The organism is Mesorhizobium sp. WSM4828 (assembly GCF_055811175.1).
This window is the reverse complement of the sequence record NZ_JBVVQK010000010.1, coordinates 28,257-54,762: the sequence shown is the minus strand read 5'-3', so window position 1 is coordinate 54,762 and position 26,506 is coordinate 28,257. Positions and strand designations below refer to the sequence as shown.

Here is a 26,506-nt window from a genome sequence, read left to right as displayed (position 1 = left end):
TGTCGAATCCAGCAGGACCGATAACCGGGCAGTGGCGCTGCACAGAATTTGCGCAGGAGCCATATGCAGAGTGGACACCTGAACGCCGATCGCCCAATCTGGTCCGGAGCCGAGCCCGGTGATGGCGGCTTGCATATAAAGTGGTTGGACGGTCGTGACCAAAGGGTGGAAATTATACGATCAGCGACTGGCCTGGGTCCTCGTCGCGCCTGTGCTTTTGCTGCTTACCCTGCTTCTGCTGCTGCCGATCGCGATGATGACGGTCTACACGTTTTTCACCTTCGTCACCGCGGGAGTGGAGTCGGCGGTACTGACCTTCGACAACTGGAAGGAATTCCTCACTGACAGCTACTATCACGGTTTTCTTTGGAAGACCGTTCGCGTTGGCGCCATCACCGCGGTGATCTGTGCGATCCTTGGCTATTTCCCCGCCTATTTCATCTGGGCCACGACCTTCAGGCACAAATGGCTGCTGTTGTTGCTGCTCATCGTGCCGTTCTGGATCAGCTTCACCATCCGGACGTTCTCGTGGATTCACATCCTCGGCGAACAGGGGCTGATCAACGTCGCGCTCATCAGGCTGGGGGTCATCAACGAGCCGTTGCCGATGCTCTACACCGAGGGCGCCGTCATCATGGGGCTGCTGCATTTTCTGCTGCCCTATATGATCCTGAACGTCTATGTCAGCCTGGAAAGCATCGACCGCACCCTGATCGCCGCCGCCCGCTCGATGGGCTGTACCAGCGCGCAGGCGTTCCGCGAAGTGACCCTGCCGCTATCGATGCCGGGGCTGGGCGCCGGGCTGCTGCTCTGCTTCGTGCTGGCGGCCGGTTCCTATGTGACGCCGCAGCTGCTCGGCGGCAGCCGCGATGCGCTGTTCGGCAACCTGATCTACGATACCATCATGGGGCAGCTCAATTGGCCGATGGGCGCCACGCTTTCGATCGTCCTGTTCGTCCTGCTCGGCGCGGCCGCGGCCGCCTACAGCCGCTATATGGGCCTATCGCAGATCATGAAGGGCCTCAGTGCATGAGAGCGGATCATCCCGATCGCGAAGGCAGATGGGCGTGGCGGCTGACCGGCGCGATCACGGTGTGCGTCTACGTCTTTATGTTTGCGCCGATCCTCGCGACGATCGTGCTTTCCTTCAACGCCTCGATGTTCGGCGGCTTTCCCCTTACCGGCTTCAGCCTGCGATGGTATGAAAAGCTGCTCACCAACGAGCCGGTTCTCGACGCCTTCAGGACATCGATGTGGATTGCCCTGGTGACGGCAACGGTGACGACGCTGCTCGGCATCATGGCGGCATTGGCGCTGGTGCGCTTCGAGTTCCGTGGCAAGCAGGCGATCAACACGCTTGTCATTCTTCCCGCGCTGGTCCCCGAAACGATACTCGGCGTCGGCCTGCTGGTCATGATCAAAGCCGTCGACCAGCCGCGCAGCATGACGCTGCTGGTGCTCGGCCACATTCTGCTCACGCTCCCCTACGTGGTGCTGATCGTCCAGGCGCGCATGGTCGGCATAAAACGTTCCTATGAGGAGGCAGCGCTTTCGCTCGGGGCGCCGCGTGTGTCGACATTCCGCGAGATCACGCTGCCGCTGCTCATTCCCGCAGTGCTTGCCAGTGTTCTGCTCGCGTTCACCATTTCGTTCGACAACACCTCGGCCAGCCTGTTCTGGCGGCCGGCGGGCGTCGAGACCATGCCGACGCAAATCCTTTCGATGCTGAAGATCTCGATCAGCCCCGAGGTGAACGCGCTCGGAACCGTCATGATCCTTTTGACGGTCGGCATTCCCTTGGCTGGCGGGCTCATCCTGCAAAGCCTCACCTGGTTCAAGGCAGGCAAGTGAAAATGAAAATGGGAGAATGGAAATGAAACTGACAACCACCAAACGACTGGAACGGCTCAACGAACGCTATGCCAATGGCGACATCAGCCGGCGATCATTCCTGACGCTGACGGCCGCCGCTGCCGCCGCCACCGGGCTTTCCATGCCCTGGATGGGACGGGCGCTGGCCGCGGTCTCGGAAGTGCGCTTCGACGGATGGGGCGGCGTGGTGCAGGAAGCGATCGATAAGTACGCGTTCCAGCCTTACACCGCCAAGTCCAAGGTCAAGGTCGTCCAGGGCACCTTTGGCGACGAGAACGAGATCATCACCAAGATCAAGACGTCGAAGCCGGGCGACTTCCAGATCGTCCATTCTTCCGGCGTCAACTACTACATCAAATATGTCAATGGCGGTTTCAATTCGGAGATCAACGAGGCGAACATTCCGAACATGGCGAATGTGCTGACCGCCATGATCGAGCCGTTCCGTAAGATCACGCCAAAGCTGTCGGCAGTGCCATATGATTACGGCACCACCGGCATCGCCTACAACAACAAGGTCATCTCGCCGGAGGAAGCCAAGGAAAAGGGCGCCAACCTGCTTACCGACACGAAATATGCCGGCAAGATCGGCGGCTACGCCGATATGACGACGCGCGTCTGGTATGCGGCGCTGCAGACGAAACAAGACCCCAACAACATCCAGGATATGGATGCGGTCTGGGCCAAGGTTCGCGAGACCCGGGACCTGGCCAAGAAATTCTGGAGTTCCGGCGCGGAACTCATGGACCTCCTGTCGCGAAACGAGATCGTCGTCACCGACGCCTGGTCAGGACGTGTCGCCGCCCTGCAGCAGCAGGGCCAGCCGATCGGCTATCTCGACCCTGCCGGCTCATACGCATGGATGGAGGACATGCTGGTGCTCAAGGGTTCGCCCATGGCCGAATGCGAGGAACTGATCAACTTCATGCTGGACCCGGCCACGTCGATCGCCGTCGCCGAGGGCCAGAACTATCCGCCATCGCTTGACCCGACCAAGGTGAAGCTGACCGACAAGATCGCAGCACTTCCGGCCTTCGACCCGACCGGATCTATGAAATCGCTGACCTTCGCCGATCCGCTCTACTGGGCGAAGAACGAAGACGCCTGGACCAAGCAATGGGACAGGGTGTCGAAAGGTGCATGACGACAACAGTCACGACCATCAGCCCCGGCCGGCTTCGGCTGGGGTTGCTGGTGACCCGCTCGCCCAGAGCGAGCGGCAGCCGATAGGAAAGCCTGCGGTCGAGTTTCGCGACATCGATATTTTCTACGGCAAGTTCGCCGCTGTACGCGATTTTTCACTGGCGATCCGCAAGGGTAGTTTCGTCACCTTGCTGGGTCCGTCCGGGTGCGGCAAGACGACGATCCTGCGATCGATCGCGGGCCTGGTCGACATCTCCAGTGGCCAGATCTCGATCGGCGGAAAGCGGGTCGACGACATCCCGATCTACAAGCGCAACATTGGTCTGGTGTTCCAGAACTACGCGCTTTTTCCGCACAAGAACGTCTTCGACAACGTCGCATTCGGCCTGAAATACCGAAATGTGCCGAAACCGGAAATCGTGCGCCGGGTCAAGAAGGCGCTGGATATGGTGCGGCTGCCCGGCAGCGAGACAAAGCTGCCCTCACAGCTTTCGGGCGGCCAGCAGCAACGCATCGCACTGGCCCGCGCCATCGTCTTCGAGCCGGAAGTGCTGCTGCTGGACGAGCCCTTGTCGGCGCTCGACGCCAATATGCGCGAGGACATGCGAGTCGAGATCAAGAAAATCCAGAGGGAGACGGGCATCACCGCTATCTTCGTGACGCACGACCAGGAAGAAGCCTTGTCGATGTCCGACGATATCGTCGTGATGAACGCCGGCCTGATCGAGCAGATCGGCTCCCCCGCGCAGGTCTATGACCAGCCGGCCACCGCATTCGTCGCCAATTTCCTTGGCAAGGCCAACATGCTGCCCGGCAGCGTGACAGTGATGGACGGCAAGATGGCGACGATCGCGCTGGCCAGCGGCCACGTCGTAAAGGCGGCCGCGCCTAAGGCGCTCGCGATTGGCAGCGCGGTCACCGTCGTCGTTCGCCCGCAGAAGCTCACCGTCGGTGCCGCCGGTGCTGCCAACAGGCTGGAGGGACGGGTCGTTTCGACCTCCTATCTCGGCGGCAACGCCGTCTACGAGATCGACATCGGCGCCGGCACGCAGGTGCGCGCCAACACGCTGATCGACGGCCAGCCGCTGCGTGAAGGCGAAGCGGTCGATGTCTGCTTCGACCCGCTGGGCTGCGTGCTTCTCGATGCGCAAGGCTTACGCATCGCGTAGCGAGGCGGAACTGAGCCGTTCAGTCTTTCGCGTTACCCTTTGGCCCGAGAAACCGTGCATAGACCTCACCGACAATACCGCGCCGGAAAACCAGCACACAGACCATGAAGGTCAGGCCGGTGGCGATGGTCACAGGAAAACTCGAGGTGGCGAGCGTGTTTTCCAGGCCGACGACCAGGCTGGCGCCAATGATCGGCCCGACCATGGTGCCGATGCCGCCGAGGAGCGTCATCAGGATCACCTCGCCCGACATCTGCCAGGTGACGTCGGTGAGCGTGGCAAACTGAAAAACGATCGCCTTGAGCGCGCCGGCCAGCCCGGCCAATGTTGCCGACATGACGAATGCCGCCAGCTTGTAATTGGCGACGGAATAGCCCAGCGAAATGGCCCGGCTCTCGTTTTCCCGGATGGAACGCAGGATCATGCCGAAAGGCGAGTTGATGATGCGCCAGATGGCGAACACGCCGATCAGGAAGACCGCCAGCACGAAATAATAGATGTTCATCGGGACGTTGAGGTCGAGCATGCCGAAGAGCGTTCCGCGCGGCACGCCCTGGATGCCGTCCTCACCTCCGGTGAACGGCGCCTGCACGCAGAAGAAGAAGAACATCTGCGACAGCGCCAGCGTGATCATGGCGAAATAGATACCTTGCCGGCGGATGGCAAAGAAGCCCATCACAAGGCCGAGCAGCGCGGCTCCCAGGACACCGAGCAGGATGCCCGCTTCCGGCGGCCAGCCCCAGACCTTGACCGCGTATGCGGTGAAATAAGCCGCCCCGCCGAAGAATGTCGCATGGCCGAAGGACAACAGCCCGGTGTAGCCGAGCAGAAGGTTGAACGCGCAGGCAAACAGCGCAAAGCACAGCATCTTCATCAGGAAGATCGGATAGACGAAGAAAGGCGCCACCAGCAGCGCCAGAATGGCGAGCCCCACCAGCGTCCATTCAAGCCATACCGAACTTTTGGCGCGCGTCTCGCGAAGTGAGAGTTCGGCCATCTCAGGCATCCCTTCCGAACAGGCCGGCTGGCCGGACCAGAAGCACGATCGCCATGATGACGAAGACCACCAGATTGGAGGCTTCGGGATAGAAAACCTTGGTCAGGCCTTCGGCGAGGCCAAGCATGTAACCGGTGACGATCGCCCCGAGGATCGATCCCATGCCGCCGACCACGACGACGGCGAAGACGACGATGATGAGGTCAGATCCCATCAGCGGGCTGACCTGATAGATCGGCGCGGCGAGAACCCCCGCAAGCCCGGCAAGAGCGGCGCCGAGGCCGTAGGTGAGAGTCAGCAGCAACGGCACGTTGACGCCGAAAGCCTGCACCAGGCCGGGGTTCTCCGTTGCCGCGCGCAGATAGGAGCCCAGCCTGGTCTTCTCGATCAGCGCCCAGGTGCCGAAACAGACGATCATCGAGGCGACCACCACCCAGCCGCGGTAATTAGGCAGGAACATGAAGCCGAGATTGGTTCCCCCGGAAAGCAGCGGCGGCACGGAATAAGGACTTCCCGATACGCCATAGTAGTAGCGGAACACCCCTTCGAGCACGAGCGCGAGGCCAAAGGTGAAAAGCAGCCCGTAGAGCGGGTCGATGTCGTAAAGCCTCGACAGCGCCAGGCGCTCGACCACGACGCCGAAGCCGCCGACGATCAGCGGCGACAGGATCAGAGCCGGCCAGTAGCCGATGCCGAACCGGGTGAGAAGCAGGTAGCCGATGAAGGCGCCGAGCATATAGAGCGCGCCGTGGGCGAAATTGATGACGCGCAACAGGCCGAATATGACAGCCAGGCCCAGGCTCAACATTGCGTAGAACGAGCCGTTGATGAGGCCGACCAGCAATTGGCCGAGGAATGCCTGAACGGGTATTCCGAAGATCATCGTCATGGCGCCATCATACACCCAGCACTTCATGCAGCAGCGTCATGCGATCCGGCAGTTCGCCGACCGGAAAGCCCGCCACGACCTTGCCGTGCTCCATCAGGTAGAAACGGTCGGTGACGCGGCTGGCAAAGCGGAAATTCTGCTCGACCAGCAGGATCGTCATGCCGCGTTTTTTCATCGTCGCCAGCAAGTCGCCGATGCGCTGCACGATGACGGGAGCCAGTCCCTCGGTCGGCTCATCGAGAAGCAGCATTTTCACGCCGGTCCGCAGCATGCGCGCGATCGCCAGCATCTGCTGTTCGCCGCCCGACAGCCTGGTGCCGGGGCTGTTGCGTCGCTCCTTCAGATTGGGGAAGAGATCGAATATTTCCTCCACGCTCATGCCGCCCTCGGCGACGATCGGCGGCAGGACCAGATTCTCGTCCACGGTCAACGTTGCGAAGATGCCGCGTTCCTCCGGCACCAGGCCAATGCCTTGATGCGCGGTCCGGTGCAACGGCAGGCGCATCAAATCCTTGCCGTCGAAAAAAATCTGCCCGGTCCGCTGGCGGATCAGCCCGATAATGGCGCGTAATGTCGTGGTCTTGCCGACGCCGTTGCGGCCCAGCAACGTCACCGTTTCACCTGGAAAGACCTCCAGATCGACGCCGTGCAGCGCATGGCTCTCGCCATACCAGGCGTTGAGGCTGCGGACTGCGAGAAGCGGCGCGGCCTCACTCATCGGCGGTGCCCATATAGGCGATCCTCACCCGCTCGTCGCGGCTGACCGTGGCATAGTCGCCGGCGGCAAGGATTTCGCCGCGCTGCATGACGGTTATCCAGTCGCAAAGATCGGCTACAACAGTCAAATTGTGCTCGACCATCAGCACCGCGCGCTCCTTAGCCACCGAGCGGATGATGTCGGAAACCGTGCGGACATCCTCGTGCCCCATGCCGGCCATCGGCTCGTCGAGCAGCAGCACTTTCGGATCGAGCGCCAGCGTCGTGGCGATCTCGAGCACGCGTTTCCTGCCATAGGAGAGATCGGCGGCGGGCCTGTTCTTGGCATCGTCGAGGCCGACCGACCGCAAAAGCTCCTCGGCGCGCGGCGTCAATCGATCGAGGGCCGCCAGCGAGCGCCAGAACTGAACGCTGAGCCCGCCCGGCCGCTGCAGCGCAACACGCACATTATCGAGCACGCTGAGATGTGGAAACACCGCCGAGATCTGGAACGAGCGCACCAGGCCCATCCGCGCGACCTTGGCCGGCGAGGTGCGGGTGATGTCGTGGCCGAGCAGTTCGATCTTGCCGCTGGTCGGCGGGAGGAACTTGGTGAGCAGGTTGAAGACGGTGGTCTTGCCGGCACCGTTAGGTCCGATCAGTGCGTGGATGTTGCCGTGGTAGAGGTCGAGATCGACATTCCTGACCGCAACAAAGCCGGCGAAGTCACGCCGCAAACCGCGGGCGGAAAGCACCACCCGCGGCTCACTCGGTTCGGGCGGTTCCATCGGTCCGCCAATCACTCGCCGGCCGTGGGACAGCCGCTCTCCTTGGGGCTCAGAAACGCCTCGTTGCCGGGGATCGTGGCGAGCGGTTTGTAATAGTCCCACTCCTTGGTGCTCTCACTCGGCGACTTGACCTGATAAAGATACATGTCGTGAACCATGTTGCCATCGGCCTGCACTTTGCCGTTTGCCGTAAAGACGTCGTTCACCGGCATCGAATGCAATTCCTTGGCGACCGCCTCGGTTCCATCGGTGCCGGCTTTGTCGATCGCCTTCAAATACTGGGTCACCGCTGAATAGGTGGCGGCCTGGATCATATTCGGCATGCGGTTGGTGCGCTTGAAGAACCGCTGGGCGAACTCGCGACTCTTGTCGTCGCGATCCCAGTAGAAACCTTCGGTCAGCACCACGCCTTGCGCCGCCTCGAGGCCGAGCCCATGCACCTCGGCCAGAGTGAACAGAAGTGCTGCAAGACGTTGGCCGCCCTGCACGATACCGAATTCGGCCGCTTGCTTGATCGAGTTGGAGGTGTCGAGGCCGGCATTCGCCAGGCCGATGACCTTGGCGCCCGACGATTGCGCCTGCAGCAGGAAGGATGAATAGTCGGTCGAGCCGAGCGGGTAACGCACCTCGCCAACCACCTTGCCGCCATGGCTCTGGACGAACTTTGCGGTCTGCTCCTTGAGCGAATATCCGAATGCATAATCGACTGTGACGAAGAACCAGCTGTCGCCGCCTTGCTGGACGAGAGCGCCACCGGTCCCCACTGCCTGCGAATGCGTGTCGTAGGCCCAGTGGAAGCCATAGGGCGAGCACTGTTTGCCGGTTAGCTCGGTGGTCGCCGCGCCGGTGACGATGTCGATTTTCTTCTTTTCTTTGGAAATCCCCTGGACGGCGAGCGCCACCGAGGAGGTGGTCAGTTCCATGATGGAATCGACCTGTTCGGTGTCATACCACTGCCGCGCAATGTTGGAGGCGATGTCCGGCTTGTTCTGGTGGTCGGCGCTGACGATCTCGACCGGCGCACCTTGCACCTTGCCACCGAAATCCTCGACCGCCATCTTGGCGGCCTCGACCGACCACTTGCCGCCGAAATCGGCATAGACGCCCGACTGGTCGTTGAGAATGCCGATCTTGACCTTGCCGTCGGAAATCTCGGCGGCTGCGGCAGGCATCGCAGTCGCTGCAAGAAGCGCGGCCGAGACCAGGTACGATATCTTCATTGGTGACTTCCTCCCTTATGGTCGACAACGATCAATCATGTCGGCGGCTGCCTGCTGCGGCACGAAGAGTGGCCTCCCACATTCCGTCCTCTTCGGCACCAGATCGCGCAGCGCTATACGGCCGGCTATGCCCGTCCTTCAAATCGTAGCATCGCTCGGCAACGCGAGAACAGTTACTTTAGTATTAGGCATTCGCGATGCCCGGCCGCCGAAGCGCAACATAGCGCCGGATCGTGCGGCGTCCAGATCGGCCTCTATCCTCGCCGAAAGGACGATTACGGCTGAACGGTCCTGATCCGATATCGCTGAACGAGAACTCCGGTCGTCAACCGTCGGCTGGATGATGGCAAGCAACCAGGCGGCCCTCGCCAATGCTTTGGAGAAGCGGACGCTCGCTGCGGCAGATCGGGGTGGCAGCCGGGCAACGGGTGTGGAACCGGCACCCGGAGGGTGGGCTCATCGGACTGGGCAGGTCACCCTTGAGCACCAGCCGGCCGCGCCGCGCCCGTTCGATGCTGGGTATCGGCACGGCGGAACGCAGCGCCGCGGTGTAGTGGTGTCTGGGCGCCGCAAAGACCTCGTCGGTCGGCCCGCTCTCCACGATCGATCCCAGATACATCACCGCCACACGGCTCGAGATCTGGCGCACCACGGAAAGGTCGTGAGCGATGAACACATAGGTCAGGTTGAACTCCTCGCGCAGGTCGGCGAGCAGATTGACGATCTGCGCCTGGATCGACACGTCGAGCGCCGAGACCGGCTCGTCGGCCACGATCAGCCGTGGCCGCAGCGCCAGCGCGCGGGCGATGCCGATACGCTGGCGCTGGCCGCCGGAGAATTCGTGCGGATAGCGCGATGCGTGCTGGGGCGACAAGTCGACCCGGCGCAGGAGCTCGGCCACGCGGTCCGCCATTTCCGATGCCGAGAGGCGTTCATGGATGCGGAACGGATCGGCCAGAAGATCGCCGACCCGCCGGCGCGGATTGAGCGAAGCGCTGGGATCCTGGAAGACCATCTGCATCTGCCGCCGCAACGGACGAAGCTGCCGCTGGGAAGCGTCGCTGATGTCGCGGCCCTCGAATTCCAGCGACCCCGAGCTGATTTCGGTCAGACGCACCAGACACCGGCCAAGCGTGGATTTGCCGCAACCGGACTCGCCGACGATGCCGAGGGTCTCCCCGGGCCAGATGTCGAGCGACACCGTATCGACCGCATGCACGGTCCGGCGCTGCGCCGGGAAGATCGAGCGGCCGACGCTATAGCGCTTCGACAGGTCGCCGGCACGAAGCAGCGGACGTTCGCGTGGCATGGCATTCATCGTTGCATCTCCGCCACGCCGCCAGGCCTCTGGGCAGCGAATTGCCTGCGCGTAGGCTCCGGCAACAGGCAGGCGGCGCGATGGCTCCCGCCTTGCATGATCGGCAGCTCAGCCAGGCAGGCGTCGTGGCGAAAGGCGCAGCGGGGGCCGAAGGCGCAGCCTTTCGGCAGGTTGGAGAGCGAGGGCGGAATTCCCGGAATGGCAGCAAGCCGGGCTGGACGTGGTCCCTCCATCGGCGGGATCGAGCCGAACAAGCCCCATGTGTAGGGATGCAGCGGCGCCCGGAACACGCTGCTCTTGCCGCCCTCCTCGACGAAGCGTCCGCCATACATCACCAGCACCCGGTCCGCGACTTCGGCGACGACGCCAAGATCGTGCGTGACCAGGATCACCGCGGAACCGAACTGGTCGCGCAATCGTCCGATCAGTTCGAGGATCTGCGCCTGCACGGTAACATCGAGGGCTGTAGTCGGTTCATCCGCGACGAGCAGCACCGGGTTGCACGAGAGCGCCATGGCAATCACCGCGCGCTGGCGCATGCCGCCGGAAAGCTGGTGCGGGTAGCTGTCGACGACCCGCTCCGGATTTGCGATGCCGACCGCATCCAGCAATTGCACGGCCCGCGCCCGTGCCGCTTTCGCCGACACTTTTTCATGCGCGCGCACCTGCTCGCCGATCTGGTTGCCGATCGTATGCACCGGGGTGAGCGCCGACATCGGATCCTGGAAGATCATCGCGATCTGGCGGCCGCGAATGGCATCGAGCGCACGTCGCTTGAGCCCGATCAGCTCCTGTCCCATGAAACGGATGGAACCGGATACGATAGCGTTGGGGCTGTCGATCAGCCCCATGATGGCGAGCAAGGTCTGGCTTTTGCCCGAACCGGATTCGCCGACCACACCGACGATCTCGCGCTGCTCGACGGAGAACGAAACACCTCCCACCGCGCGCACCAGGCCCTCGTCGCTGCGGAAGGAGACGGTGAGGTCCTTGACCACCAGAAGAGGAGCATCAGCCGACATCGCGAGCCCTCGGGTCAATGATGACGAAGACCACGTCGACGACGAAGTTAGCCATCACCACAAAGAAGGCGGCGTAGATCACGGTGGCCAGGATCATCGGCAGATCGAGCGTCTGCAGCGCCTCATAGGTCAGTTTTCCGACGCCCTGCAGTCCGAAGACCACTTCGGTCAGCAGGGCGCCACCACCGACCAGGGCACCGAAATCGAGGCCGAACATGGTGACGAATGCGACAAGCGAGGTCCTGAGGCCATGATGCAGCAGCACCCGCCGCTCGCCGATCCCCTTGGCCCGGGCGGTGCGTATGAAATCCTCCTGCATCATCTCGATCAGGCTTGCCCGCAGCACCCGGCCATAGAGGCCGACATAAAGGGTTGCCAGCGTGAACCACGGAATGACCAGCGCCTTGAACCAGCCCCAGGGATTCTCGGTCAGGGGGATGTAGCCGAGCGGAGGAACCCAGGAAAACAGCCAGCTGTCGTGCCAGCGGCTTTGCGTCAGCAGGTTGGCGACCTCGCCCAGCCAGAAGACCGGAATCGACACGCCTACCAGGCTCAAGATCATCAGTGCGCGATCGATGAATGTCCCGCGCGTAGCGCCTGCGATCACCCCGACGATCAGTCCACCCAGCACCCACAGCACTGCCGCGCCGCCGACCAGCGACAGCGTCACGGGAATGGCGCTTATCACGGTCGGGATGACGCGTTGCCCGCGATTGACGAAGGAGGTGAGATCGCGGCTGACGAAAAGCCGGTTCATCATCAGCCCATATTGCACCGGCAATGGCCGGTCGAGACCGAAATCGTGGCGCACCTGGATCAGCGTCTCTTGCGAAGCATTGCGGCCGGCAATGCGCGCCGATGGATCAGCGCCGGGCGTCGCAAAGAAGATCAAGAAAGCGACGACACTGATGCCGAACATGACCAGCACCATCTGGCCAAGCCGGAAGCCGAGCGCGGCAACCACTAGACGCCCCTCGGCGAGGATTTCGGATCGAGCGCGTCGCGCACGCCGTCGCCCAGAATGTTGAGGGCCAGCACCGTGATGACAATGGCTAGCCCCGGCGCCAGTGCCACGACCGGCCGCGAATAAAGCAGGCCCTGGCCGTCCTGGATGATCGTGCCCCAGCTGGCATCCGGCGGCTGCACGCCGATCGACAGGAACGACAGCGAGGATTCCGTCATCATGTTGAGCGCCAGGATCAACGGCACGAAAACGATGATGCGGGTCACCACATTGGGCATGATGTCGCGCAAAAGGATGCGCCAGGGTGACGCGCCTAGGCCGATCGCAGCGGTGACGAATTCGGCATGCATCAAGGTCAGGACATGGCCGCGGATCGGCCGCGCCACATAGGGCACATAGACGATGCCGATGATGAAGACCGGTAGCCACAGGCTGCCGGAGCGGATCTCGAATGGACCGATCTGGATGCTCTGCGCAATCAGCACGATCGACAACGAAATCGCCAACAGGAAAATCGGAAAGGCCCAGAGCACGTCGAGAATGCGCGACAGGCCGATGTCGACGATGCCGCCGAAGAAGCCGGAAACGACACCCAGAAACGTCGCGAGGACGAGGCACAGCACGGCTGCAGCACCCGAGATCAACAGCGAATCCCGTCCGCCGTAAAGCAGCCGCGCCGCGACGTCACGGCCCTGGTTGTCGGCACCGAGCATATAGGGGCCGATGCGCCAGGTCGGCCCGATCGGCGTCATGCCGAGGCCAAGGCCTTCGGTGGAGGGCTGCAGCACCGGCTGGGTCACCCCATCGACGACGATCTCGCCATTGAGATTGGTCACAAATGGATCGGTGCCGGAGACGTATCGCGCATAAAGCGGCGCCGCGAGCGAGGCGATCACGATGACGACGAGCACGGCGAAGGCCGATATTGCCGAACGATCGCCTTTCAGCTTGCGCCAAGCGGTACGCCACGGGCCATCGGTGGCCCGGCGAACCGGGATGGCGGGCTGGTCCGCAATGACATTGACCATGAACAGGATTGCCTAGGAAAAATCGCGGCCTGGAAGATGCGCTGATCCGCCGGAAAAGGAAATGCGACGGAGAGCCAGCGGCACTCCGTCGCATTGGCTCCGGTCGGCTATTCCACCCAGGACTGGCTGACAATCCAGTAGAATTGCGGGCTGAAGGTGAAGTTCTTCAGCCTGGAAGAGATCACATCGACGCGCTTTGGCGTGAACAGGACAGCGACCGGAGCCTTGTCCGTCACGGCCTTGTCGATGGCGGTCCAGAGTGTCGCGCCCTTGGCCGGATCGGCGATGGTGGCTGCCTCTGCCTCGTCCATCGATGCGTCGATCGACTTGTCGCAGAACCCCGAAATATTGACCGAGGCGTCGGAACCCGGCGTGAACGAGGCACAGCTGAACAAGACCTGCAGGAAATTCGACGGCGCCGGGTAATCCTGGAACCATTGCGAGATCGAAATCTGCACCTTGTTATTGGTGTTCTGGATGTAGGTGAACTGTATGTTCTGCGAGATCGGCTTGACCGACGTCTTGTAGCCAAGCTGGTTGAGCACATCCTGGAGGTAGACGCCGATCGCCTTGGAGACCGTGGTGTCCTCGGTGATGATCGTCACCTCCTGGCCTGCGGTTCCCGATTCCGCGACCAATTGCTTGGCCTTGTCCATATCCGGCGCCGACCACTTCTCACCCGGATTGGCGGTGAACGGGCAATAGGCTGCGAATGACGGGAAGCCCGGCGGCAGAATCTGACAGGCCGGCTGCGCCAGATTGCTGCCGCCGAACAGCTTGACGATCGCGGCGCGGTCGATCGCGAAGTTCACGGCTTGGCGAACGCGGATGTCGTTGAACGGCGCCAGATTGGTGTTCATCGGCGCGTACCACATCGCCGTCAGCGGGTGAACCGTGACCTGCTTGGCATATTTGGTGCCGAGTTCGGCGAGACGGTCGGACGGCGGCGGGTCGAACATCCAGTCCGCCTGCCCATTCTCGACCGCCGTCACCGCCGCCTCGTCGGTCAGGCCGAATTCATAGTCGATCTCGTCCGGATATCCGGCCGGCTGCGCTTCCTTGCTCCATTCCTTGAAATGAGGGTTGCGCACAATCTTCATCAGCTTGTTGGGGTCGTAGCTGGCGATCATGTAGGGTCCGGTACCCGGGATCGGATCCGTGCCGGCGTCCTTGAGCGGTGCGCTCGCCGGCAGGATCGACGCATGCGGAACGGCCAGCTTCTGCAGGAACTCGGCATCCGGCTGGACCAGGTTGAAGGTAATGGTTCGGGCCGTATCGTCGACCGACAGGCCACCGTCGAGGGTGCATGTCGCCGGGGCCTTCAAGCACGCATCCGCGCCGACGATGCCTTTGTAGAAGGTCCCGGCCGTCGGCCCGCTGATCTTGAAGATGCGCTGGAACGAAGCGACCACGTCCTTTGTGGTGACGTCCGAGCCATCCGCGAATTTGATGCCCTTGCGCAGCTTGAAGACATAGGTCTTGCCGCCGTTCTCGACTTGCGGGAGGCTTTCCGCCAGGTCCGCGACGACCTCGAAGCCCGTCTTGTCCCCGGCCTTCTTGTAGGTCACCAGGCCATCGTAGAGGATATAATTGATCTGGAAATACTGCAGCGTGTAGTTGATGTGCGGATCGGCGGTGCCTGCCGCGGCATTGGCCAGCAATCGGAGCGTGCCGCCTGGCTTGCCCTCGGCGGCCAAGGCACTGCTTGCCGGCGACATCATCGTCACGCCGAGCAGAGCCAGCCCGGATATCAACGCTGTAAATGCTTTTTGGAGTCGCATATTTGTTCCCTCATGGAGGCGTGTCGGCTTTTGCCGCGCTGAACCCGGTCGATCGACCATTGCGCGGCTGAAAACAGTGCTGGGGTTGCGAACGGCGTCCGCTACTTGGCCCAATCGCAAAAGACTACGGCGAGCGAAGCCGGACGGGATAGCTATTAAGATAGATAGGGTCGGACAGGCTTATCCCGCCTATTTGTTGAGCAACCGGCCGACATGGCTATTTGACAAGCAATCATCAGCGGGTAAGCTTGCCGGATGCAAAGCCTTCCAGGCGATCTAGAGAGCCGGTTCCGAACTGGAATGAGCATCGACGCTGCCATGGCGGTGGCAACGGAGGTGCTGGAGCCGATCGGTTTCACCGCATTCATCTATGATTATACGCCCGTGCCGGTCAGTCACAAGGGCGAGCTTATCACGCCCTCGCTGATGGCTCTGCGCAACGTGCCGCGCGACATGCAGGATCTCTGGTGCAAGGGCGGATATTATCAGCTCGATCCGGTGCAGGAGGCCGCGCTCACCGTATCGAGACCGTTTCTCTGGTCGCACAACGGCGTTCAGAGCACCGTCATGCAGCGCGTGCTCCAGTCCAAGCACGATCCTGTGGTCAGCTATTTGCTTGACACCAGGATGACCTGCGGCGTCACCGTACCCATTCGCCTTGCCGGCGGCGATCTCGCCACCTTCACCGCGATCCGTGCCGAGCCGGAGGCCGGGTTCGAGCTCGAAGCCAGACCCTTCATCGCCGAGATCGGCGATCTGGGTCATCTGCTGCATGACTCCGTCTACGCCGGTTTCGACGCCGGGATCCGCACCTGCCAACATGTCCATCTGACGTCGCGCGAACGCCAGTGCCTGCGCTTGGCCGCTGCCGGACTGACGGCCAAGCAGGTCGCGCGTGAGATTGGCCGTGCGGTGCCTACCGCAACGCTGCACCTCAACGCGGCGACGCGAAAGCTTGGTGCGCGCAACCGCTTCCATGCCATCGCGCTCGCCGCCCATTACCGGCTGCTCGAACCGGAGCATTGAGGCTCGCGACCTGCGGGCGATCGGCCTTGGCTCGGGCCAACTTATAACCGGCGAACCTATAAATAGTGCTAGCTGTAAATGCGCCGGGCCGCTTAGTACCGTCAGCCGCAAACAAGGCTTGGGAGGGGTGCGCCAAAGTGGCTCCTGCCGCGCCATGATGCGGAGCTTGGACTGTGACGGCACATGCGATCACCGAAGGATTTAGCGACTACAAGGGCTATCGCACCTGGTACCGTGTGACCGGGGACCTCGGGTCGGGCAAGCTGCCCCTGGTCGTCGCTCATGGTGGACCGGGCTGCACCCACGACTATGTGGACTCGTTCAAGGAGCTTGCCGGAACCGGGCGAGCCGTCATCCACTACGATCAGATCGGCAACGGCAAATCGACCCATCTGCCGGACAAGGGCGGCGACTTCTGGACCGTCGATTTCTTCCTGGGCGAACTCGATGCGCTGCTCGCCCATGTCGGCATCGCCGGCCATTATGCCCTGCTCGGCCAGTCCTGGGGCGGCATACTCTCGGCCGAGCACGCCGTGCGCCGCCCTGAAGGGCTCAAGGCATTGATCCTGGCCAATTCGCTGGCCTCGATGGCGCTGTGGGTGGAAGGAGCCCGGCAATTGCGCGCCGAGTTGCCAGCCGATGTGCAAAGTGCGCTCGACCGGCACGAAGCGGCGGGAACCACCGATCACCCCGAATATGTTGCGGCGACGAAGGCTTTCTACGACCGTCACGTCTGTCGCGTCGTTCCGATGCCGCCAGAGGCCGCCCGGACATTTGCGGCAATCGAGGAAGATCCGACCGTCTATCACACCATGAATGGTCCCAATGAGTTCCACGTCATCGGCACGATGCGGGACTGGACCATCGTCGACCGCCTGCATCGGATCGAGGCGCCGACCCTGGTTTTCCGCGGCTTCTACGACGAAGCGACCGAGGCCTGCGTCCAGCCCTTTCTGGATCTTATCCCGTACGTCGAAGGGCTGGTCTTCCCGAATTCCAGCCACATGCCGCATGTCGAGGAAAAGCACGACTGCCTCGCCGCCGTCGGGCGCTTCCTGGCCAAACACGATTGACGTTCCAGGACCCGGCCTACTGTTCCAACGGATCGTCGACACGGCGCAGTCGTCGTGAAGGCAGGTTCAGAAACTTCGAATAGCCTGCTGTCCCATGCCTCCGCCGGCGCATTGTGATGCTCCGTGATCGCGACGCCACGCGGAGGCCTAGCGTTGCGTCGCCGGCATGGCCGGAATCAGCCTGCCTTCCCCTGAAACTGGCATCCGGTCGCTGAAAACCTGACGGATACGGAGTGGGAGGGACCCCGTTGCCGGTAGGTACGGAAAGTATCGGAACCCAAAGTTTCGCTAAGCAGTTGCAACCGAATTCATTAGCCGGCGTTAAAGTACGGGTGATCTAGCGGGGCATGGGGAGGCTCTCATGCAGACGTATCTCGTCGAGCGCATGGATGGCGACGATGTTATCTCGGTGCGCGTTGTCAACGCGCCGAGTCCGTTCAGAGCCGCAGCTATGATGACGGGCGGGCGCATTACCTTCCGAACGTGGGAAAAGGATTGGATCCGCGTGACCGACGAAAATCGGGGACAGATCTATGCATATTGTTTTGTCCCCGGCAGCTATTCCGACACCGAAGCATCGCCGGTATCGCCCGGGAGAACCACCGAATAGGCAATATGCCTGAATAGCGGCAATTCCGTCTTCGACCCCACCTTGGTCTTCGATCCCGCCTTGGCATGTGTCCGTGTCATGCGCACCACAACAGCCAGCGAGCCTGGCATGATTGGCTCCGCCCGCGGCTTGCGAAACAGGCGAAGTGACTAGCCAAGCGTCCTTGAGGGAAGATCAGGGCATCATCAGAATGATCGATGAAAAGATTGGGGCGGGGGGCGATAAGTGACCCTAATCTTAGCGTAGGCAACTCATGTCTTCGGCATATTTGGGATCAGAAGTCGCGGATCAGGATCTAGCGGTGGATTGTCAGATAACGACCTCCGATAATTGGTCAAGTGTCGCACAATACGCACTGGATCAGGGCGGTCCCGTACTGCGCCCATTTCAAAGATTGGGCGTCGATTTTACCAACATTGCGGCCTTCGATCACCTGCGAAATGTTGTCCGCCAGTACCCCGACAAGCTTGCAATCAGCGACGGCGCCAATCGTCTGACCTATTCCCAGCTCCTCCGGTCCGTCGAGACGCTGTCCTACCAGATCGCGGCGGCCGTCCCAGACGGACAGGCGATAGGGATTCTTCAGGCCAACTCGGCCTGGTATCCCATTGCCATGCTGGCAAGCATGACGGCTGGGCGGCCTTCGGTGCCACTCAACGCGCGAGATCCTAGCTCGCGGATCCTTGAAATCGTGGCCGGAGCGCGGCTCTCAGCTGTCCTGGGCGAGGGAAATGTCCGACCCGATGGTTTGCCTCACCGGGTCAGTTGGATCGATGTGTCGACCAGTGCCGCCTCGCCGGCTGGGCAAGTGCCTCGGTCTTATTCCGTATCGGTCGATGCGCCCGCCATCGTGCTTTATACGTCAGGGAGTACGGGCCGGCCCAAGGGCATCGTTAACAGCCAGCGCAGCTTGCTGTGCCGGGTCCAGCAATACGTCGATGCATGCCACATCAACTCGGATGATGTTTTCCTGCCATTGACCGGACCCGCCACAATCGCCGGGTGCCGGGAGATTCTTGCAGCTCTTCTCACCGGCGCCACCTTGCATCTGGTCGAAGTCGAAGCGGTCGGCTTGCGCGCCGTTCAACGCCTGGTGCGATCCGAAAACGTGACAATCACCTATCTGGTGCCGGCACTGCTTCGCGCGCTTATGGCAGACGGACCTGCAGAAGCGTTCCATTCACTCAGAGTCGCCCGGATCGGTGGCGAGAAGGTGCCCTGGACCGACATCGCCCTGCTGCGCAAGGCCGTCTCCGATACGTGCCTTGTCCAGATCGGTTACTCGTCAACCGAGACCACCGGCTCGCAATGGTTCCTGCCGCGAGACTGGCCAGAGCATGGAGATTCGGTTCCAGTTGGCGGACTGCTGCCTGGAATCACCTTCGCAATTGTCGACGAAGCGGGTCGCCGCGTTCAACCGGGCCGCAGCGGAGAGCTTCTGATCAGGAGTCCGTATGTCTTGCTTGGCCATTGGGAGGACGGGGCGGTTGTACCGGCAACATCAGACCCGGACGATCCAGGCCTTCGGATTTTCGCGACAGGTGACCTCGTTCGACTTGATGATCAAGGCCTACTGCACATCGTCGGTCGCAAGGGGCGCCAGGTAAAAATCAACGGTCGACGCGTCGAGCCAGCCGAACTCGAACGGGTGCTGCGTTGCGCACCCTCTGTCGCGGATGCTGTGGCAATCGTGACGGCCGCGAATGAGCTTGTCGCCTTCGCTGTTCCTCGGCGCTCGGCTGAAGGGACCTTTTCGGACGAGCTTCGCCAGCTTGTCAGGACCAATCTGCCGCCGCCGCTGCGTCCCTTGCGGTTGCACACGATCGCCGAGGTTCCGCGCCTGCCGAGCGGCAAAGTCGACATCACGACACTTGCAGAGATGGACCTTTCAGCCAGAGAGACAGCGGCGACCGCGCGTCCGCTCGAGCCGCGAGGCAAGCTGACGGCGCAGCAGGTCGTCCAGCGGGCATGGACCAGCATTCTCAATACGCGCGTGGCGGCAGGACGCTGGGATGACGCCGGAGGAGATTCGCTGAAGCTGCTGCACTGCGTCATGGAAATCGAAAGCGCCATCGGGCAGGAACTCGGCCTTGAGGCCTTCACCGTCGGGATGAGCCTGGAAGAAATGGTCAAGGCGGTCGTGTCCGCCCAGGCAGGCGATCAAAGCGCGCGCGCCCAGAAGCACGACCCTCCCGTTCTTTTTCTGTTCCCAGGGTCCGTCGGCTATGGCCCGAGCCTTGCTGCCTTTGCAGCAGCGATGGGCAAGGTGACGCGCGTTGCCCCGATCAGGTATCCGGCCCTGGCTATGATACTGCGCGGACAAGACAGCCTCGCCGATATGGCCGACGCCGCCGTCGACCAGATCCGCCGCGCCCAACCCTCGGGTCATGTACGACTTCTCGGCCATTCGCTCGGCGGCGCTGTTGCCTTCGAGGTTGCGGCGCGGCTGCTGGCCTCGGGGCGAACCGTAAAGTTCCTCGGCATCCTCGACACCAGTCTCGTCGGGGAGCGAAGCGCCCGCTGGGAGACGTTTACGCGCACAGTCAATCGAATCCGAACCAACCGCGTGTCCGCTTACCGGATGGCTTGCCGGGCCCTCGCGAAAGTCGCCGTGGCAATGAAGCGCGAGGCACAACTGGTCCAGTTTCTCGACCGCTTCGCTCACGGACAGTTCAACGCGACGAGCTTTAGAACCAAACTGGAACTGCAAGAGGTTTTGCGCGCGCAAGCCTTCTTCCAATGGGTGGCCGAGCCAAAGCCGGCTCTGCCGATCACAGGCACCCTGTTCCGCTGTGCTCGACCCGGAATGCCTCTGGCAATCGGCTGGGATAGCGTCTTCGCCCATCTGGACGTGATTCCGATCGTCGGCAGCCACATCGATCTGGTTGTAGAGCCTCACCTTACCACCAATCGTCCCCTTATCGAGAAAGCGGTGGCGAAAACCTATTCGCCAGTCGAGTCTCGCAAACTGGAGTACAAGCCATCGACCTGATCTCAACATTCGGCAAGGACGCGCTGGTGCTCGACGCTGGCGCGGAAGTCGATCGCATCGTCCAGATCTTGCGCCAGCAGGTCTTCGGCACGCTGCGACGTCGAGGGGTGGTTGTCGGCCTCTCAGGCGGCATCGACAGCTCCGTCGTCGCGGCGTTGTGTGTTCGCGCCTTTGGGAAAGGCAAGGTCCTCGGGATATTCATGCCGGAGCGCCATTCCTCCGGCGACTCACTGAGGCTCGGCCGCATTGTCGCCGCACAGCTTGGTATCGAAACGATCCTGGAGGATATAACGCCGGCCCTGGAAGCAATCGGCGCCTATAGACGGCAGACCGAAGCAATCCAGACCGTCGTTCCCGAATATGGGGACGGCTGGAAATGCAAGCTGGTGCTCGCCTCGGTTTTCGAGAGCAACGGTCTCAACATCACGCGCCTCACGGTTCAGGACCCCGAGGGCAGGACCGACACGGTGCGTCTGCCGTCGGCAGCCTATCTGCAGATCGTCGCTGCAACCAACTACAAGCAGCGCCTGCGCAAGATGACCGAATACTACCATGCCGACCGCCTCAACTACGCGGTAGCGGGCACGCCGAACCGCCTGGAGTACGACCAGGGCTTCTTCGTCAAACAGGGCGACGGAATTGCCGATCTGATGCCAATCGTCCACCTCTACAAGACCCAGGTCTATCAGTTGGCCGAATATCTTGGGGTGGAGGACGAGGTCCGGCGCAGGCCGCCCACCACGGACACCTTCTCGATGGCGCAGAGTCAGGAGGAGTTCTACTTCGCGCTGCCTTATTATCTGATGGATCTGTGCCTCTACGGCTTGAACCATGGGATCGCCGACGAAGATGTCGCTGAGGCAACCGGCCTCACCGTGATGCAGGTCCAGAAGGTTTTCAAGGATATCGACAGCAAGCGGCGCGCCGCACGTTATCTTCACGCGCGGCCGTTGGTGTCCTCTTCAATGGGCGAGGGCTAGGCGATGTGCGGCATCGCCGGAATTGTGTCGCTGAGCGCCGCAGCGGCGCCCCCTTCCCGGGATGCGCTGATACGCATGGCGGGCGCGCTGGCGCATCGCGGCCCGGACGAGCGCGGCCTTTACCGGGACAGACGTGCGGGATTGGCGCATGCCCGCCTGTCCGTCATCGATCTCGCAAGCGGTCAGCAGCCACTCGCCGGCGCGGGCGACACAATGTGGATCGTCTTCAACGGCGAAATCTTCAATTACGTCGAGCTGCGACAAGACCTGGTCGCGCTCGGTTATCGCTTCCGCACACGCAGCGACACCGAGGTCATCGTTCATGCCTATCATGCCTGGGGCGAGGCCGCCTTCGAGCGAATGAATGGGCAGTGGGCAGTCGCCATCTGGGACTCCGTGGCAGGTCGTCTCGTCTTGTCGCGGGATCGGTTCGGCATCTGCCCGCTGCACTTTTGCGAGCATGGCGGGCGGCTTTACTTCGCCAGCGAGGTGAAGGCCATTTTCGCGGCCGATGCGGATATACCCCGCGCCTTCGATCCAGCCGGCATCGATCAGACTTTCACACTTTGGACTGTCACGCCGCCACAGGGCGTGTTTGGAGGAGTAAGCGAACTCACCCCGGGGCGCATTCGTATTTATGAAAGCGGCGTCGTCCGGGAGCGGGCTTTTTGGAAGCCTGACTATCCAGAGGTTGACGGACCCGGCGATGATGAATTCACCGGCTCGCTTGATGACGCGGTGGAGGAAGTGCGCAGCGCCCTGGAAGCCGCGACGGCGCTCAGGATAGTACGCGCCGACGTGCCGGTCGGCTGCTATTTGTCCGGCGGGCTCGACAGCTCGCTGGTCGCCACGCTGGGGAGACGCTTCGCGGGCGAGCGCTTCCAGACTTTCTCGCTGCGTTTTGCCGACGCCGAGTATGATGAGACGCATTTCCAGCGCCTGGTTGCCGGCGTGGCCGGCAGTGACCATCATGAGGTGGTTGTTTCGCGCAGCGATATCGCTGGCATCTTCCCTGAGGTGACCTACCACACCGAGCGGCCAATCCTCAGGACCGCGCCGGCGCCGCTGTTCCTGCTCTCGAGACTGGTGCGCCAGCATGGCATCAAGGTCGTGCTGACCGGCGAAGGGGCCGACGAAATGTTCGCCGGCTACGATTTGTTCCGCGAGGGCAAGGTCCGCCGCTTCTGGGGACGCCAGCCCGCCTCGACGCGACGCTCGCGGCTGCTGGAGCGCCTCTATCCCTATCTCAGCCGCTCGCCGGTGCAGCAGCAGGCGATGGCACGCCAGTTCTTCGGGCGCGACATCCACGCCTGTGACGCGCCTGGTTTTGCGCATGGCACGCGCTGGCGTACCACAAGCGCCATCAAGCGGCTGTTTTCGGCAGACATGCGCGCCCAAACGGAGCGCCGCAACGCCGTATCCGAGCTGCTTGCCCGTCTGCCGGCGGAGTTTTCGCGATGGGGCTCTCTTGCGCAGGACCAGTATATCGAGATCCAGACGCTGATGTCGGGATACCTGCTTTCCTCACAAGGGGACAGGATGCTGATGGCTCATTCCGTCGAGGGGCGCTTCCCGTTCCTCGATCATGAACTCGTGAGGCTCGCGAATTCGCTTCCTGCCGCCTACAAGCTGCGCGTGCTCGATGAAAAGCATGTGCTGAAGCGCGTGGCGCAACCCATCGTGCCGTCGGAAATCGTCACGCGCAAGAAGCAGCCTTACCGGGCCCCCAACGCGCTTTGCTTCGTCGCAGATGGCGCTCCGGCCTACATTCGCGAAGCACTTTCGGAGCCCGCGCTGCGCGAAGCGAACGTCTTCGATCCCAAGTCGGTTACCCGGCTCCTGAGCAAGTGCCAGGCCAGCGCCGGCGGCGGCGACCTGTCCAACTCCGACAATATGGCGCTAGTCGGGGTGCTGTCGACGCAGCTTCTCCATCGGCAATTTATCGCGAGCCGTCCAAGTGGGGCTCGCACGCTCAAGCTCAGCATCGATATCGACCGCGTGCATCGCGAAGAGGTGCTCGCATGATGCATGGCGCCGTACCGCTCCTGCACGACTATCTCACCCACTCTGCCAGCCGGCTCGGCGGCAAGGTGGCCCTGGTGTGCGGCAATCAACGTGTCACTTATGGCGATCTCGATATGCGTTCGAACGCCATAGCGCACCATTTGACCGATGCCGGAATTGCGCGTGGCGATCGCGTGGTGGTCTTCGCCGACAACACTGTCGAGGCCGTCGTTGCGTTCTGGGCGGTGCTCAAGGCCAACGCCGTGGTGTGCATCGTCAATCCGCTCACCAAAAGCGACAAACTTGATTATCTGCTCAACGATTGCCGCCCGACGGCACTGATTACCGACAAACACCTGCACTCGATTTTCAGGGAGCCGGCGCGGAATTGCCCATCGTTGCGCCGCATGATCGTCTCCGGGCCGATCGAACGCAGCGATCTACAAGAACTGCCGCATGCTGTGCGCTGGGACGCCGCGGTCGCGGCAGCCCGCAGCACGCCGCCCGCGCGCCGCTGCATCGACATCGATCTCGCTGCGATCATTTATACGTCCGGCTCGACGGGCGAGCCCAAGGGCGTGATGCTGACGCACCGAAACATGATTGCCGCGTGCGCCTCGATTTCCTCATACCTGGCGCTTGCCGAAGACGAGGTGATCCTCAATGTCCTGCCGCTCGCCTTCGACTACGGTCTTTACCAGATGATCATGGCCTTCGGCGCGGGCGCCCGGCTGGTGCTTGAGCGCTCGTTCGCCTTCCCGGCGCAGATCCTTGGGCTGATCAAGCAAGAAAGGGTGACGGGTTTTCCCGGCGTACCGACCATCTTCGCCGCACTCGGGGAGCTCAGGTCTCTCAGGGATCAGGATTTTTCGAGTATTCGCTACGTCACGAACACTGCGGCCGCCCTGCCGCTCAAGCACATTCTCCTGCTGCAGGAGCTGTTTTCTGGCGCCCGCATCTATTCGATGTACGGCCTTACCGAATGCAAGCGCTGCACCTACCTGCCGCCGGAGGATCTGGAGCGAAAGCCGTCGAGCGTTGGGATCGCTATCCCCAATACGGAAATGTGGATTGTCGACGAGCATGACAGGCGGGTAGGCCCCGGCATCGTTGGTCAGCTCGTCATCCGCGGAGCGACGGTGATGAAGGGCTATTGGGGCAAGCCGGAGGCGACAGCCAGGAAGCTCAAGCCCGGCCCGCTGCCGGGTGAGCAGGTCCTATACACCGGCGACTACTGCCGGATGGACGCCGAGGGCTACCTCTACTTTGTCGGTCGCGGCGACGAGATCATAAAATCGCGCGGAGAGAAGATAGCGCCGAAGGAAGTGGAAAACGTGTTGATGAACATTGCGGGCGTACGGGAAGCCGCGGTCATCGGCGTTCCGGACGAGCTGCTCGGGCAAGCAGTGAAGGCATTTGTCGTGATGGAGCAGGGAAGCATGATCGGTGAAAAGCAGTTGCAGAAAGAGTGCCAGAGACGGCTGGAAAACTTCATGGTTCCGAAGTCCATCGTCATCGTACCCAGTCTGCCGATGACCGACACGGGTAAGCTCAAAAAAACGGCCCTGTCATGAGTCGGTACCAGGGCGAAGTTGATCAGCATTCATTTTTTGTACCGGAGGCGAAATCAATGTTATCTACCAAGGACAGAACCGATACCTGCAGCGAACAAATTCGCGCTTTCCTGGCTTCGAATTTCTATATAGCCGATCCCGAGAGCCTGGAGAGCGACACCTCGCTCCTCGACCAGGGCATCGTGGACTCGACGGGTGTGCTCGAGGTTATCGGCTTCATCGAGGAGACCTTCGGCATCACAGTCGAAGACAGCGAGCTGCTGCCGGAGAATCTCGATTCCATCGAGGGAATTGCGCAATACATCATGCGCAAGAGAAACTGACACGAGCGAAACTGATTGCCGAAATCTCGCGCAACTCTGTTTCAAGTTCCCGGCCGTTTCTAGCCGCGACAGCGCGTCTGGGCGGCCACGGCTGCGATGCTTACGCCTGCGCCTTCGTATGTCCCACAACCACCCTGCCCTCACCGGCCTGGTTGGTGACTGCCCGGATACTCTCATAAGCCTTGGAACGCTCGAGCAAACTCATGACCTGCCGGTCCTGGCCAAGCCCCACCTCGAAAAGCAGGATGCCTCCACGCCGCAAATAACGCGGTGCCTCCTTGAGCACCCGCATGTGGATGCTCAGGCCGTAGGGGCCGGCTGCGAATGCTTCACGCGGCTCGAGCTCGACCAGATGTGAACGGTCGCCCTCGAGCCGTTTTTCCGAAATGTAGGGCGGGTTGCAAACAATCACGTCGATCGTACCGTCGAGCTCCAAGCCGGAGAAGGCGCTGAACAAGTCGCCCTGAAGAACCGTTACCCGGTCCTCTATTTCAAGATGGGTGACGTTGCGGCGCGCGACCTCCACGCATCCGTCGGTAAGATCGCTTGCCCACACGCGCGCGGTGGGAGCGTGGTGCGCAATGGCGCACGCCAGATTGCCCGCCCCGCAGCACATGTCGACAACGCGAGGCACCGGCAGGCTCAGTTGGCTCAGGACATCGAGAGCGGCCTTGCCGAGCAATTCCGTTTCCGGCCGAGGAACAAGCGCACCGGGCGAGACAAGCAACTGCAATCCCATGAAGGTGCTGCGGCCCTTGCCGTAGGCATCGGCGACATTGATCTCTTCGCTCACGACACTCGCCTCCCGTTTTAGCCGGCGTTGGTGGCCGACAATTGCGTACCGATGAAGTGTATCTCAAAACCGTTTAACTCTCGATCGACAAAATCAAAACCCATCCGTCGCCAGACGCTTTGGAGCCTTGATGCTACAAAGATGATCATAAGCTTCTGCCGGGTGTCATGATTAGGAATATCTCCTTACCCGACCCGGTTATCCCCAGCCTGGCGAGCCAGTTGCCGAATTCTCAGCCTGGCGT

Annotated in this window: 23 protein-coding genes; 12 read left to right on the top strand and 11 right to left on the bottom strand. The window is 61.9% G+C overall.

Annotated elements, in window-relative coordinates; translation table 11 throughout:
• Window positions 1-154: 154 nt before the first annotated feature.
• The 4 genes from AC0L2X_RS13835 to AC0L2X_RS13820 are packed head-to-tail and all read left to right on the top strand — an operon-like array spanning window position 155 to window position 4,184.
• A complete protein-coding gene (locus tag AC0L2X_RS13835; RefSeq protein ID WP_473557923.1) occupies window positions 155-1,033 on the top strand; it encodes an ABC transporter permease in 879 nt (292 codons plus the stop codon).
• Complete coding sequence (locus AC0L2X_RS13830; protein WP_352661970.1) at window positions 1,030-1,851, top strand: ABC transporter permease; 822 nt, start codon at window positions 1,030-1,032, stop codon at window positions 1,849-1,851. Before AC0L2X_RS13835 ends, AC0L2X_RS13830 begins: the two co-directional genes overlap by 4 nt.
• Window positions 1,852-1,873: 22 nt before the next feature.
• Window positions 1,874-3,016, top strand: a complete 1,143-nt coding sequence (locus AC0L2X_RS13825; protein ID WP_023675643.1) for an extracellular solute-binding protein — start codon at window positions 1,874-1,876, stop codon at window positions 3,014-3,016.
• Window positions 3,009-4,184 carry an ABC transporter ATP-binding protein gene (locus AC0L2X_RS13820; protein WP_473557921.1) on the top strand — a complete coding sequence of 392 codons (1,176 nt, stop codon included), beginning with the start codon at window positions 3,009-3,011 and terminating at the stop codon, window positions 4,182-4,184. Before AC0L2X_RS13825 ends, AC0L2X_RS13820 begins: the two co-directional genes overlap by 8 nt.
• A gap of 19 nt (window positions 4,185-4,203) precedes the next feature.
• Here the strand turns inward: AC0L2X_RS13820 and AC0L2X_RS13815 are convergent, their stop codons facing one another.
• From AC0L2X_RS13815 to AC0L2X_RS13770, 10 genes are all read right to left on the bottom strand, one after another.
• Window positions 4,204-5,181 carry a branched-chain amino acid ABC transporter permease gene (locus tag AC0L2X_RS13815; RefSeq protein WP_473557918.1) on the bottom strand — a complete coding sequence of 326 codons (978 nt, stop codon included), beginning with the start codon at window positions 5,179-5,181 and terminating at the stop codon, window positions 4,204-4,206.
• 1 nt (window position 5,182) lies between these two features.
• Window positions 5,183-6,070, bottom strand: a complete 888-nt coding sequence (locus AC0L2X_RS13810) for a branched-chain amino acid ABC transporter permease (RefSeq protein WP_254819527.1) — start codon at window positions 6,068-6,070, stop codon at window positions 5,183-5,185.
• A 7-nt stretch (window positions 6,071-6,077) separates the two neighbouring features.
• Window positions 6,078-6,788 (bottom strand): ABC transporter ATP-binding protein, encoded by a 711-nt coding sequence (locus AC0L2X_RS13805; RefSeq protein WP_473557915.1) that lies wholly within the window; start codon window positions 6,786-6,788, stop codon window positions 6,078-6,080.
• Window positions 6,781-7,554 (bottom strand): ABC transporter ATP-binding protein, encoded by a 774-nt coding sequence (locus AC0L2X_RS13800; RefSeq protein ID WP_473557912.1) that lies wholly within the window; start codon window positions 7,552-7,554, stop codon window positions 6,781-6,783. Before AC0L2X_RS13800 ends, AC0L2X_RS13805 begins: the two co-directional genes overlap by 8 nt.
• Window positions 7,555-7,565: 11 nt before the next feature.
• Complete coding sequence (locus AC0L2X_RS13795; RefSeq protein ID WP_473557910.1) at window positions 7,566-8,774, bottom strand: ABC transporter substrate-binding protein; 1,209 nt, start codon at window positions 8,772-8,774, stop codon at window positions 7,566-7,568.
• Window positions 8,775-9,099: 325 nt separating this feature from the next.
• A complete protein-coding gene (locus AC0L2X_RS13790) occupies window positions 9,100-10,092 on the bottom strand; it encodes an ABC transporter ATP-binding protein (RefSeq protein WP_352565399.1) in 993 nt (330 codons plus the stop codon).
• Window positions 10,089-11,114 carry an ABC transporter ATP-binding protein gene (locus AC0L2X_RS13785; RefSeq protein ID WP_473557908.1) on the bottom strand — a complete coding sequence of 342 codons (1,026 nt, stop codon included), beginning with the start codon at window positions 11,112-11,114 and terminating at the stop codon, window positions 10,089-10,091. The genes AC0L2X_RS13790 and AC0L2X_RS13785 overlap by 4 nt, the downstream gene beginning before the upstream one ends.
• Window positions 11,104-12,078, bottom strand: coding sequence for an ABC transporter permease (locus AC0L2X_RS13780; RefSeq protein WP_352661999.1), 975 nt, complete (start codon window positions 12,076-12,078; stop codon window positions 11,104-11,106). Before AC0L2X_RS13780 ends, AC0L2X_RS13785 begins: the two co-directional genes overlap by 11 nt.
• The gene (locus AC0L2X_RS13775; protein WP_352565401.1) at window positions 12,078-13,106 is read right to left on the bottom strand and encodes an ABC transporter permease; all 1,029 of its coding nucleotides are present in this window, start codon (window positions 13,104-13,106) and stop codon (window positions 12,078-12,080) included. The genes AC0L2X_RS13780 and AC0L2X_RS13775 overlap by 1 nt, the downstream gene beginning before the upstream one ends.
• A 107-nt stretch (window positions 13,107-13,213) precedes the next feature.
• Window positions 13,214-14,887 carry an ABC transporter substrate-binding protein gene (locus AC0L2X_RS13770; protein WP_473557905.1) on the bottom strand — a complete coding sequence of 558 codons (1,674 nt, stop codon included), beginning with the start codon at window positions 14,885-14,887 and terminating at the stop codon, window positions 13,214-13,216.
• A gap of 300 nt (window positions 14,888-15,187) precedes the next feature.
• On the opposite strand from AC0L2X_RS13770, the gene AC0L2X_RS13765 reads away from it, so the two are divergent.
• The 8 genes from AC0L2X_RS13765 (at window position 15,188) to AC0L2X_RS13730 (ending at window position 25,469) form a co-directional block, all read left to right on the top strand.
• On the top strand, window positions 15,188-15,913 hold the full coding sequence (locus AC0L2X_RS13765) for a LuxR family transcriptional regulator (RefSeq protein ID WP_352489815.1): 726 nt from the start codon (window positions 15,188-15,190) through the stop codon (window positions 15,911-15,913).
• Window positions 15,914-16,086: 173 nt separating this feature from the next.
• Window positions 16,087-16,986 (top strand): proline iminopeptidase-family hydrolase, encoded by a 900-nt coding sequence (locus AC0L2X_RS13760; protein WP_473599937.1) that lies wholly within the window; start codon window positions 16,087-16,089, stop codon window positions 16,984-16,986.
• Window positions 16,987-17,347: 361 nt separating this feature from the next.
• On the top strand, window positions 17,348-17,596 hold the full coding sequence (locus tag AC0L2X_RS13755; protein WP_352489813.1) for a hypothetical protein: 249 nt from the start codon (window positions 17,348-17,350) through the stop codon (window positions 17,594-17,596).
• A gap of 253 nt (window positions 17,597-17,849) precedes the next feature.
• Window positions 17,850-20,588 (top strand): AMP-binding protein, encoded by a 2,739-nt coding sequence (locus AC0L2X_RS13750; RefSeq protein WP_473557901.1) that lies wholly within the window; start codon window positions 17,850-17,852, stop codon window positions 20,586-20,588.
• Window positions 20,585-21,568, top strand: coding sequence for an NAD(+) synthase (gene nadE / locus AC0L2X_RS13745; RefSeq protein WP_473558150.1), 984 nt, complete (start codon window positions 20,585-20,587; stop codon window positions 21,566-21,568). The genes AC0L2X_RS13750 and nadE overlap by 4 nt, the downstream gene beginning before the upstream one ends.
• 3 nt (window positions 21,569-21,571) lie before the next feature.
• Window positions 21,572-23,593 carry an asparagine synthase (glutamine-hydrolyzing) gene (gene asnB / locus AC0L2X_RS13740; protein WP_473557899.1) on the top strand — a complete coding sequence of 674 codons (2,022 nt, stop codon included), beginning with the start codon at window positions 21,572-21,574 and terminating at the stop codon, window positions 23,591-23,593.
• The gene (locus tag AC0L2X_RS13735) at window positions 23,590-25,146 is read left to right on the top strand and encodes a class I adenylate-forming enzyme family protein (RefSeq protein ID WP_352489810.1); all 1,557 of its coding nucleotides are present in this window, start codon (window positions 23,590-23,592) and stop codon (window positions 25,144-25,146) included. The genes asnB and AC0L2X_RS13735 overlap by 4 nt, the downstream gene beginning before the upstream one ends.
• Window positions 25,147-25,202: 56 nt before the next feature.
• Window positions 25,203-25,469, top strand: a complete 267-nt coding sequence (locus AC0L2X_RS13730; RefSeq protein WP_473557897.1) for an acyl carrier protein — start codon at window positions 25,203-25,205, stop codon at window positions 25,467-25,469.
• Window positions 25,470-25,569: 100 nt separating this feature from the next.
• Here AC0L2X_RS13730 and AC0L2X_RS13725 read toward each other — a convergent pair whose 3' ends face one another.
• Window positions 25,570-26,262, bottom strand: a complete 693-nt coding sequence (locus AC0L2X_RS13725; RefSeq protein WP_473557894.1) for a N5-glutamine methyltransferase family protein — start codon at window positions 26,260-26,262, stop codon at window positions 25,570-25,572.
• Between the last annotated feature and the right edge of the window lie 244 nt (window positions 26,263-26,506).

What these genes read in the sequence shown, in the direction of transcription:
- AC0L2X_RS13785 (WP_473557908.1), bottom strand. Translation starts at nt 11,114, where the DNA reads ATGTCGGCTGATGCTCCTCTTCTGGTGGTCAAGGACCTCACCGTCTCC.
- AC0L2X_RS13795 (WP_473557910.1), bottom strand. Translation starts at nt 8,774, where the DNA reads ATGAAGATATCGTACCTGGTCTCGGCCGCGCTTCTTGCAGCGACTGCG.
- AC0L2X_RS13830 (WP_352661970.1), top strand. Translation starts at nt 1,030, where the DNA reads ATGAGAGCGGATCATCCCGATCGCGAAGGCAGATGGGCGTGGCGGCTG.
- asnB (WP_473557899.1), top strand. Translation starts at nt 21,572, where the DNA reads ATGTGCGGCATCGCCGGAATTGTGTCGCTGAGCGCCGCAGCGGCGCCC.
- AC0L2X_RS13765 (WP_352489815.1), top strand. Translation starts at nt 15,188, where the DNA reads ATGAGCATCGACGCTGCCATGGCGGTGGCAACGGAGGTGCTGGAGCCG.
- AC0L2X_RS13735 (WP_352489810.1), top strand. Translation starts at nt 23,590, where the DNA reads ATGATGCATGGCGCCGTACCGCTCCTGCACGACTATCTCACCCACTCT.
- AC0L2X_RS13730 (WP_473557897.1), top strand. Translation starts at nt 25,203, where the DNA reads ATGTTATCTACCAAGGACAGAACCGATACCTGCAGCGAACAAATTCGC.
- AC0L2X_RS13755 (WP_352489813.1), top strand. Translation starts at nt 17,348, where the DNA reads ATGCAGACGTATCTCGTCGAGCGCATGGATGGCGACGATGTTATCTCG.
- AC0L2X_RS13805 (WP_473557915.1), bottom strand. Translation starts at nt 6,788, where the DNA reads ATGAGTGAGGCCGCGCCGCTTCTCGCAGTCCGCAGCCTCAACGCCTGG.
- AC0L2X_RS13770 (WP_473557905.1), bottom strand. Translation starts at nt 14,887, where the DNA reads ATGCGACTCCAAAAAGCATTTACAGCGTTGATATCCGGGCTGGCTCTG.
- AC0L2X_RS13825 (WP_023675643.1), top strand. Translation starts at nt 1,874, where the DNA reads ATGAAACTGACAACCACCAAACGACTGGAACGGCTCAACGAACGCTAT.
- AC0L2X_RS13810 (WP_254819527.1), bottom strand. Translation starts at nt 6,070, where the DNA reads ATGACGATGATCTTCGGAATACCCGTTCAGGCATTCCTCGGCCAATTG.
- AC0L2X_RS13800 (WP_473557912.1), bottom strand. Translation starts at nt 7,554, where the DNA reads ATGGAACCGCCCGAACCGAGTGAGCCGCGGGTGGTGCTTTCCGCCCGC.
- AC0L2X_RS13775 (WP_352565401.1), bottom strand. Translation starts at nt 13,106, where the DNA reads ATGGTCAATGTCATTGCGGACCAGCCCGCCATCCCGGTTCGCCGGGCC.
- AC0L2X_RS13750 (WP_473557901.1), top strand. Translation starts at nt 17,850, where the DNA reads ATGTCTTCGGCATATTTGGGATCAGAAGTCGCGGATCAGGATCTAGCG.
- AC0L2X_RS13790 (WP_352565399.1), bottom strand. Translation starts at nt 10,092, where the DNA reads ATGAATGCCATGCCACGCGAACGTCCGCTGCTTCGTGCCGGCGACCTG.
- AC0L2X_RS13815 (WP_473557918.1), bottom strand. Translation starts at nt 5,181, where the DNA reads ATGGCCGAACTCTCACTTCGCGAGACGCGCGCCAAAAGTTCGGTATGG.